This window comes from Arthrobacter sp. P1_A5 (assembly GCF_056406825.1).
This window is the reverse complement of record NZ_JBFTZL010000151.1, coordinates 1-9,034: the sequence shown is the minus strand read 5'-3', so window position 1 is coordinate 9,034 and position 9,034 is coordinate 1. Positions and strand designations below refer to the sequence as shown.

Sequence of the window (9,034 nt, the reverse complement as noted above, 5' to 3'; positions counted from 1 at the left end):
AGACGTCGGCCAGCTTCGCCAACGTCGCCGGCCCGGAAAGCCGTTCCGAGTAAGCAAAACCGGGCAGGTCCACGCTGTAAACGGCGTGGCGTGCCGAGAGCCGCTCGTGCTGCCCGTTCCAGTCCTCCAGGCTCTGGCCGATCCCGTGCAGGACCAGCACCGGGTCGCCGCTGCCGGTCTTTCGGTAGCGCAACCGCGTGCCTGCGACGTCGACGTATCCCGTTCCCGGGAGCGCCAGGGGATCCCGGCGCACAAATGGCGCCCCACCGGACGCCCGCACCCGTTGTCCGCGCCGACCGAAACGGACCCGGTCGGTCAACCTGCCGGCCCTCAGGAGGGCAAAGTCTCTGAAGTAGTTCTGGTGCAGCCGCCACGGTGAACCGGCACCCTGCCGGGGCAGCTGATCGGCCCCGCGGAAAATGTAGCCGGCCTTCAGGTCAATCAGGGAGGACAGCTCACCGTTGACGACATCGGCAGGCGCCGCGGGCACCACCCAATGCAGTCCCCGCCGGTCAAGATGCTTCAGCAGCCGGCAGACGTAGCCTGCGACCAGATCCGCCTTCAGGGTCCACGATGCATTGGTGTACCCGATGGTGAGCGCAAAGTTGGGCACGCCGTCGAGCATCATGCCCTTGTAGGTCAGGGTCTTGCCCACGTCCACGGGATCGCCGTCGACGGTGAGCGTCATGCCGCCAATGACCAGCAGATTCAATCCCGTCGCCGTGACGAAGACGTCGGCCGGGATCGACCCGCCCGAGACCAGGTCAATCCCGTCCGGCGTGATCCGGGAGATCCTGTCGGTGACGATGTCGGCAGTGCCTGCGCTGATCGCGCGGTAGAGGTCCCCGTTGGGGATCGCGCAGACCCGCTGGTCCCACGGCTGATACGACGGCGCCAGGTGCGTGTCCACCGCAAAGCCCTGCGGCAGCTTGGCGACCGCCGATTTGCGCAGGATCGCCTTCATGGTCTCCGGCCGCCGTCGGCTGAGCTGGTACGTGAACATCGAAAAGAGAATGTTCTTGACCCGAACGACGTCGTACGCCAGTTGCGCGGGCAGCTTGCCCCGGAGGCGGTCGGCCAGGTGGTCGCGGGACGGCACGGGGGCGATGTACGTGGGGGAGCGCTGCAGCATCGTCACCTTCGCGGCCGACTTCGCCATGGACGGCACAAGTGTCACCGCGGTGGCCCCGCTGCCGATGATCACCACCTGCTTGCCCTCGTAATCGAGGTCGGCCGGCCAGTGCTGCGGGTGGACGATCGATCCGGCGAAGGTGTCGGCGCCCTCAATGGCAGGGGTAAACCCCTCGTCATAGCGGTAATAGCCCGAGCACACAGACAGGAAAGAGCATGTGAACGTGACCGCCTCGGCGGTGCCGGGTCCCGGGTCGCCGTGCCGGTATTCGCCCTCGGAGGTGCGGACGGCCGTCACCGTCCAGAGCGCGGTGTCGCTGGACCAGTCGGCAGAGACCACCCGGGTGTTCAGCCGGATCTGCGGGGAAAGGCCCTCGTCCGCAATGGTCGCCTCGATGTAGTCGCGGATCGCATCGCCGTCGGCGATCGCCTTGGCACCGGCCCAGGGCCGGAAGGAATAGCCGAGCGTGTACATGTCGCTATCGGAGCGGATGCCCGGGTATCGGAAGAGATCCCAGGTGCCGCCCACCGTGCCCCGAGACTCCAGGATCGCGAACGTCTTTCCTGGTGTTTCGCGTTTCAGCCGGCTCGCGAAACCTATGCCGCTCAGCCCGGCTCCGACAATCAACACATCCACGTGCGCGCTCATCACGCCACGCTATCGACTTAAAGTCGAGAGAGTCAACACCGTGTTGATACCTCGCGTTAGGATGGGCGCATGGCTCCACGTGGAAGACGTACAGCACGGGTCTCGGGGGATGAACGCCAGGACGCGATCCTCACCACCGCCGAGGCGCTCCTTGGCGAGCGGTCCTTCGACGACGTTTCGATCGAGGAGCTGGCCCGCGGCGCCGGCATCTCGCGCCCCACCTTCTACTTCTACTTCTCGTCCAAGGATGAGATGCTGCTGGCCCTTCTGGACCGGGTGATCTCCGAGGTGGAACACCGGGTCAGCGAGTTGCCGCGAAATTTCGAAAGTGACCCCGCGGGAGCCTGGACGCGCTCCATTGGCATGTTCGTTGAGGTGTTCGTGGCCCATCGCGGCGTCGCCACCGCGGCGATTGCAGCGCGGGCCCGCAACGACGAGGTGCGCGCCCTCTGGTCCAAATCGATGCAGTCCTGGGTCGATTTCTCGAGCGATGTCATCGCGTCCGAGCAAGCCCGAGGGGCTGCGCCGGACGGCATCGACGCCCATGACCTGGCCGTGAGCCTCAATCTCATGAACGAGCGGGTGATCACCGCCGTCCTCAACCGGGAGATTCCCGCGATCGCGGAGTCCCATGCCCTGGACGTGTTATCCACCATCTGGATCCGCAGTATCTACGGGTCCGTCAACCCCGGCCGTTCCTAGCGCCGGGTGGAAAGGAAGAACCCGCATGCCCCACCAGATCAAGACCCTGACCGTGCTCGGCACCGGAGTGCTCGGTTCCCAGATCGCCTATCAGGCCGCCTTCCACGGATTCGCTGTCACCGCCTACGACGTCGACGGCGACGCCCTGGAGAAGGCCCGGGCGCGCTTCGCCCGGCTTGTCGGCATCTACCGGGCGGCCAACGTCGGCGGTGCCGGAGAGAGCAAAGCCGAGGCAGCTCTTGAAAACCTCCGCCTCACCGCCAACCTCGGGGACGCCGTCGCCGATGCAGACCTCGTGATCGAGGCCGTTCCTGAGCTGCTCGAGGTGAAGCGGGACGTCTACCGCACGCTCGCAGATCTGGCCCCCGCCAAGACCATCTTCGCCACGAATTCATCAACTTTGCTGCCCAGTGATCTTAAAGATTCCACCGGCCGCCCCGACCGCTTCCTCGCCATCCATTACGCCAACAACATCTGGGCGCAGAACATCGCCGAGGTGATGGGCACCGCCGAAACCGATCCCGCAGTCTTCGACGCCGTCGTCGACTTCGCGCGAAACAGCGGGCTGGAGCCGATCGAGATCAGGAAGGAGAAGGCCGGCTACGTGCTGAACTCCCTGCTGGTCCCGCTCCTGAACGCGGCCGCCGGCCTGCTGCTGCAAGGCGTCGCCAGCCCGGAAACGATCGACAAGACGTGGCGCATTGCCACCGGAGCGCCGAGCGGTCCGTTCCAGATCTACGACGTCGTCGGGCTGGGAACCGCCTACAACATTGCCGCCTCATCGCCAGACCCCGGATCTCAAGCCTTCGCTCGGTACCTCAAGGCCAACTACATCGACCATGGCAAGCTCGGCGTCGAGACGGGCGAGGGTTTCTATACCTACTAGGTCTTCGCATGGGCTGACGGACGGTGCTGACGGACGGCCCAGCGGAGGGGGAGTGGCTGCGGAACCGCTTTTTACACGGACCCGGTCAGCCCTGGCGGTTCGAGTCCAGGACGGTGACGTCCAGGGGCATACGCCTSGCGCGACGGAGGCGTCCGGCCAGCACGTTGCGCACCCCGCGGGTCACCATGGTCGTCTTGGTCAGATACCGGAACTCGGCGGCGTCCGACGTTACCAGGTCCAGGAGCGGGCGCGCGGCGTCGTCAGGGGTCTGCCCCCACAGCCCGACGACGACCTGCAGCCCGCCCAGTCGATGCTGGTACCCGGGCTGGGACGTGACGTGCCCCAGCATGTCCGTGATCACCAGGCCCGGATTCATGCCATGCACCCGGACGCCGGTGCCCTTGGTCTCCACTCGCAACGTCTCGGTGAACTGGCGGACCCAACGCTTACTTGACGCATACGCGTTCTGCAGCGCCACCGGTCCGTGGTCGCCGTGGCCGTACACGTTGACGAGGTCGCCGCGACCTTGGCCGATAAACACCGGCAACGCCACCCTCGACCCGTGGAACGTGCCGAGGATGTTCGTGCGCACCACTTGTGTGAAGTCCTCGACCGGCGTGGACGCCGTCGGCCCGAAGACACCGGAAGCTCCGGCGTTGTTGACCCAGATGTCGAGCGTCCCGCGGCTAAGGGCCTCGTCGCGCAGGGCCTCGACGTCGGCCAGTTCACCGGTGTCGCACTGACGCCCGGATGCCGCGATCCCTTCCGCGTGCAGCCGCTCGACGGCGGCCTCGACGTCGGCGTCCGACCTGGACGCCAGCACTACCGTCGCACCCTGTTGCCCCAGCAACCGGGCCATGGCCAACCCCAGGCCGCGCGTCGAGCCAGTCACGACTGCCACGCGACCGCGGAGGACATCTCGTCGCGAACCCATGCTTCTCTCATACGCGCAGCGGCCGGGGAGAGCAAGAGGGCAGGCATGGTGACAGTTCCGAGGTGGTTGTCCGCCGGGTGGTTCCCCGGCGGCGCTGTTCCATCGCATCGGGGCAATTATCGGGGGCCTCTCGGGACGTCGCGGACGGATTTAGACAGAATCATGCCGCGACGCCGGCGGCGTCTGCCTCGGGCGGGGAGGAAGATCAGCGGCCGCCTTGTCGCACGTAGTCGGCGGGATCGTAGTGGATCCGGAGTGTCGAGATCTTGCCGTTGTCGAAGCGGAAGAACTCTGCGAGTCGGACAAGCCCGGCCGGCATGCGGGCGTCGTAGAGTATCGCGGAGCCATCTGCGCCGTGGACCTCTTGGATGATCTCGAGGTCCGACACTGTGGCGATGAAGCCTTTTACGCCTTGGCAGAATCCGGCGGCCCCTGTGCGCTTCCCTGCGATCGGACCTTCAAATTCGAGGTCGTCGACGAGCAAAGTGCGCAGCTCGCCGTCGGGGTCGAACGCATCTATGCCGGCGGCCAGGATCCGGTAGTAGCGTTGGAGTACGTCTGGCGCAGCCTTGCTCAGCGGGGACATCGGCAGCTCCTCCTTAAGATTGAAAACTTCAAGCTCTGCACATCGATGAGGCGGTGAACGCGGTTCAATGTGGACCGGATCGTCGCCGGTCAGGTTATATCCGTTGAGTACAGAAGTCACGACGTCGAGGAAGGCTGTCGCCGGGGCGTGGTACTCGCCGTCGTTTCAGCGGCGTGGCGGGGCTACAGTCCCCGGAGCCGTTCAGGCGTTCTGCTGGTTCGCCGCCGTCAGCGTCTTGCCTAGAACTGGGTAGTGCCGCGCAGTCGGCGCGGGCGGCCGTCTGGGTCCATGAGAAGACGGCTCATCGGATCTGCCCAGAGGCGTTGGCGGGCCGACACCGGCTCTGGAGTGTGGTGGCGCGCGTGTCCGGCGGGGCGGGTGGAACGGCGGCCGGCTTCATGCCAGCGGTCGAGAGCGTCCGCGGTGGTGTTCCAAAGTTTGAGCCCGGCCGCCGGGTCGACGAGCTGGGGATCGTTCTGCTCCAGGCCCAGGTGTTCGGCCCAGAGTTGGAGCCGGAGCTCGTGGGCCAAAGGCCGGAAAGTGTCGCGGCTGTTGTCTGTGCCGGACGCCTCCCGGTTGTCGACAGTCGTGTCGAGTACGGCGCAGGTGAGCTCGCTGTCGTTGGTCCAGGACCGGCGGTTGAAGTTGTCTGAGCCGCAGGTGAACCAGGTGTCGTCGATGATGCAGATCTTGGCGTGGACATAGATCGGAGTTCCCGCGCGGTTCTCCAGGTCGAACACGCCGACCCTGTTGGGCGCAACCCTACGCAGCATGCTGATGGCATGCAGTTGCCCGATCCGGGCCGCCGGCCCTGCGAGAGGCCCGTCAGCGTCGGGGTAACGGGGTACGACGGCGATCACCTTCAGGTCGGGATTCCGGTCGAGGGCCTCCGCGATTCCGGCTGCGACCTCTTTCGACCACAGGTACTGGTCCTCGACGTAGATCAGCGAGCGGGCGTGGGCGAAAGCTTTCGTGTAGGCGCGGGCAATGCTGCGCTCCCCAACAGGCGCGAACGGAAACGGGGGACGTCTAACGCCGTAAGTGCGCAGCAGCTGCACGGAATGAGGACCCGCCGGTGGTGGCGGCGGAGCAGTGGCCGGGAGCGGTTCGGGGTGCCTGGGCATACGGGCCAGTCGTTGCAGCAGCATCCGGTAGGGGGTGTGTCGGTCCAAGGGATGGGGGTCATTCCACCGTTCAGCGAACACTGCCAGCACATCTGCCACCACGGGGCCGCGCAGTTCGAGGGCGGCATCGTGCCATGGCGGTCGTTTACCGTACCGGGAATCCATGCTCACCGCTTGCGGGTCTCCCGCGTGGTCGGCGTCGTCCCGACGGCTGTGGGAAAGGTCGATCCCGCCAACGAACGCGACATCCAGCGACGGATTGTGACGACGGCGAATGACGAAGAGCTTCTGATGATGGGAGCCGAACACGCGTACACGCTGATCCAGCAGCACCTCTCCGCCGGCGTCGTTGACCTGACGGCTTAGGAGCTCATTGGAACGGCCGCTGATCGGGGCCGATACGCGCTCTCCATGGGATCTCCAGACAAGCCCCCGCACTTCCACTCCCTCACCGGCCAAGCCCGCGAGCACCTCGCCGATCGACGGTCCGTCCGCCAGCAGCCGCTCGTCGGCGTCGCCACGCCAGTCGGTGAACCACACGCGGTCTCCCGCCTGGAGCGCCGTCAACTCCTCATGCAGCCGGGCGAAGTAGGTCGCACCATGAACCAGGGGCCGCACGAGATTGCCCTCCGACCACGGCGGCGATCCGGCACCGCCCGCGTGTACGTCTGTGGCCAAATTTCCCCGCTCAGCGCGGCTCAGAAACCACGTACCAGCATCACTGTCCACTCAGTCCTTCTTTCGGCGCCCGAACCCAGGGCACTAGTGTCCGGTCTTCAACGTAGCGACTGTGATGCCTAATGTCACCGACCGGGTCGTAAGCACCGGATCAAACCCGCTCTCCGGCCCTACCGGGATGACGCTGGACGGCCTATCGTGGTCCTGACATAGCCCGAGGGAAAGGAACGACGATGTTCACCCTGCAGATTAGCTATCCGGTCCGGGACTACGAGGCCTTTAAGAAGGTCTTCGACACCGATCCCGCAGGCCGAGCCGCCTCCGGCGCCCGGGCAGTCCGCTTGTTCCGGGACACAGAGGACCAGAACAGTGTGGCCGTGCTCCTTGATTTCGACACCAGGGACGCCGCGACCGGCTTTCTGGAAAAGTTGCGCAGCCAGGTGTGGGACAAACCTGAGGTGATCGGGCAGCTAATGACGGCAGCGCCGACAGCCAGGATTCTGGAAGAAGTGGCCCGCGAGGGGCAGGGCGCGGGCTGACCGCTGAGAATCCTGCTCGCCTCGCGGTGGAACAAGAAACCGCTGCATCCCGTGGGTGCCAATGTTGGCTCTCGGGCAGGTTTGGGCGCTAAAAGAGCGTCGAGTTCAAAGCCCACCTAATGCCGGCCTGGAGCCCGCGTTATGCCTGCCGGGAGTATGAGGAACCCGAGGCCGTCCGTTCCAAGAGTCCGAAGTCGATCATGTAGCGGCGCAGCATTACGACGTCATCGCTATAACTGAGCAGTCGTTCATTAACCTGCTTTTCCGTTAGGTGTTCGCCCGGCTCTATAGTTTCGCTGACGATCCACGCCAGGAGCTCCCGCCGTTCCGTCATGTTGGCTGGATACCTCTCGATCCTCCCCAAGCGCATGAAGCGGGCCAATCCGGTCTGCGGCTGCCGCCGGGGTTGCTGCCTGAGGAGGTCGCGGAAGATCGCCTCGGGTGCCTCAAGGTCACTGGCGGCATTGCGTTCCACGAGTCCTGACTCAAGGAGGGCAGCGATAGCCCGGTTTCGCCGGTGGTCATTCAGGTCAGCAAGCACGTCGGGGAGCTCGGCGCCGAGCACTATTTGCGCGTAGGCGGTCCGAGCGTCCGTGTTAGCGAGGGCTGCCACTACACGCCGCCAGTGCGGTCCACTCACCATCGTCGTTACCGTCACAGCGTTTTCCTCACTCTGCATTTGCCCCCGCCTGTGCTGGTCACGGCAATTGGTCAACAGGCAAAATCGTAGTCCTGCGCGGGTGTGGCGGACAGGGCCTACAGACGGCAGGCTGATGGCCCGGACATTGACGGTTGGCTTTTCATGTGGGTTGAAGCAGGCGGTATTCCGGCACTGCGTCGGGAAATTGGTGTCCGGCCGTGAATGGGTGCCCGGCGGTGAATTGGTGCCAGTCCGGGAACGGGTCCGGGGGCAGGCCTGCGTCCGGATCCGCGGGCTGGCCTTGATCGGGGCCTGTGTCGGGGTCGGGTTCCGGGCGTGTGTCCGTGGCCTGGATGTGGGGCAGCCAGTCCTCGGGCCAGTGGGGTGGTTCCCAGTCCTGGTGTTCGCTGGGATAGTAGCGTCCGGACGGGGAGGTCCAGCCCGGCGGGTGGTCCCTGCTGGCCCGGTCCGGTGTCCAGGCGGAGGCGTGTTTAAGCCGGTGGTGTTTCGGGCAGGGCTGGCCGAGGTTCGAGATGCCGGTGGTGCCGCCGTCGGCCCAGGCCAGGAGGTGGTCTGCCTCGTTGTCCAGGGAGTGGTTGCCGCAGCCGGGGAACGGGCACCGGCCGTCGCGGAGCCGGAGCCAGTGGCGCTGGGCCGTCGTCAGCCGGTAGTTGGTCCGGCCGATTTCCAGCGGGGCMCCGTCSCGCGGRTCGGTCAGGACCCGGGAGAAGGAACCGGCGCCGTCGGCGATCAGGCGGCGGGCCATCGACGGCGGGATCGGACCGTACCCGTCCAGGACGGCCGGTTCGTCGGTGGCGCCGAGCAGGGACAGGACCGGGACGGTGACCAGGACCTGCGCACGCGGGACCGGAACAAGCCCACCTGCACCCGCCCCCGTGCCGCCGTCTGACTGTCCGCCGGTGGTGCCGCGGTCGGCCGTTCCGCCGTTTGTTCCGCCGCCGGGCGTGCCGTTGCTGAGGAGCCAGGTGGCGGTGATGTCGGCGCGGAGCTGGGCGAGGGTCCGGGCCTCGTGCGGGCCCTGGAGGGCGCGGGCGGCGGCGGTGGTCCGGTCCCAGATCCCGGCGGCGGTGTCGGCCGGGAGGTGGGCGGAGAGCCAGGCCATGCCGTCCCGGTCCGGGGTGTACTCGATCCGCCGGTCCGCGAC

9 protein-coding genes are annotated in these 9,034 nt (G+C 66.2%); 3 read left to right on the top strand and 6 right to left on the bottom strand.

Going from position 1 to position 9,034, the window contains the following annotated elements; genetic code table 11:
• Positions 1–1,780 (bottom strand): NAD(P)-binding protein (locus tag AC1D1S_RS16465; protein WP_476994944.1); only part of this gene is annotated, 1,780 nt, incomplete at its 3' end.
• Positions 1,781–1,849: 69 nt separating this feature from the next.
• Between AC1D1S_RS16465 and AC1D1S_RS16460 the strand changes: the two genes are divergently transcribed.
• Entirely contained in the window at positions 1,850–2,482 is a 633-nt protein-coding gene (locus AC1D1S_RS16460; protein WP_243177260.1) for a TetR/AcrR family transcriptional regulator, read from the top strand.
• Between the two features lie 25 nt (positions 2,483–2,507).
• Positions 2,508–3,368, top strand: coding sequence for a 3-hydroxyacyl-CoA dehydrogenase (locus AC1D1S_RS16455; RefSeq protein WP_476871718.1), 861 nt, complete (start codon positions 2,508–2,510; stop codon positions 3,366–3,368).
• A gap of 85 nt (positions 3,369–3,453) precedes the next feature.
• On the opposite strand, the gene AC1D1S_RS16450 is transcribed toward AC1D1S_RS16455, so the two are convergent.
• The 3 genes from AC1D1S_RS16450 to AC1D1S_RS16440 all read right to left on the bottom strand — a co-directional run bounded on the left by AC1D1S_RS16450 (position 3,454) and on the right by AC1D1S_RS16440 (position 6,690).
• Positions 3,454–4,260: an SDR family oxidoreductase gene (locus AC1D1S_RS16450; RefSeq protein ID WP_476994943.1), complete on the bottom strand. Its 807-nt coding sequence runs from the start codon at positions 4,258–4,260 to the stop codon at positions 3,454–3,456.
• Between the two features lie 247 nt (positions 4,261–4,507).
• The gene (locus AC1D1S_RS16445; RefSeq protein WP_476994942.1) at positions 4,508–4,888 is read right to left on the bottom strand and encodes a nuclear transport factor 2 family protein; all 381 of its coding nucleotides are present in this window, start codon (positions 4,886–4,888) and stop codon (positions 4,508–4,510) included.
• 239 nt (positions 4,889–5,127) lie between these two features.
• Entirely contained in the window at positions 5,128–6,690 is a 1,563-nt protein-coding gene (locus AC1D1S_RS16440; RefSeq protein ID WP_243177264.1) for a phospholipase D family protein, read from the bottom strand.
• A gap of 233 nt (positions 6,691–6,923) precedes the next feature.
• Here AC1D1S_RS16440 and AC1D1S_RS16435 point away from each other — a divergent pair, with 233 nt between their 5' ends.
• Positions 6,924–7,229, top strand: coding sequence for a hypothetical protein (locus AC1D1S_RS16435; protein WP_028277894.1), 306 nt, complete (start codon positions 6,924–6,926; stop codon positions 7,227–7,229).
• 139 nt (positions 7,230–7,368) lie between these two features.
• Here AC1D1S_RS16435 and AC1D1S_RS16430 read toward each other — a convergent pair whose 3' ends face one another.
• Positions 7,369–7,887, bottom strand: a complete 519-nt coding sequence (locus AC1D1S_RS16430; protein ID WP_243177265.1) for a DUF2087 domain-containing protein — start codon at positions 7,885–7,887, stop codon at positions 7,369–7,371.
• A gap of 142 nt (positions 7,888–8,029) precedes the next feature.
• Positions 8,030–9,034: HNH endonuclease signature motif containing protein (locus AC1D1S_RS16425; protein ID WP_476994941.1), on the bottom strand; the 1,005-nt coding region annotated here is incomplete at its 5' end.

Coding starts and splice junctions, on each gene's coding strand:
- AC1D1S_RS16435 (WP_028277894.1), top strand. CDS start 6,924: ATGTTCACCCTGCAGATTAGCTATCCGGTCCGGGACTACGAGGCCTTT.
- AC1D1S_RS16445 (WP_476994942.1), bottom strand. CDS start 4,888: ATGTCCCCGCTGAGCAAGGCTGCGCCAGACGTACTCCAACGCTACTAC.
- AC1D1S_RS16460 (WP_243177260.1), top strand. CDS start 1,850: ATGGCTCCACGTGGAAGACGTACAGCACGGGTCTCGGGGGATGAACGC.
- AC1D1S_RS16455 (WP_476871718.1), top strand. CDS start 2,508: ATGCCCCACCAGATCAAGACCCTGACCGTGCTCGGCACCGGAGTGCTC.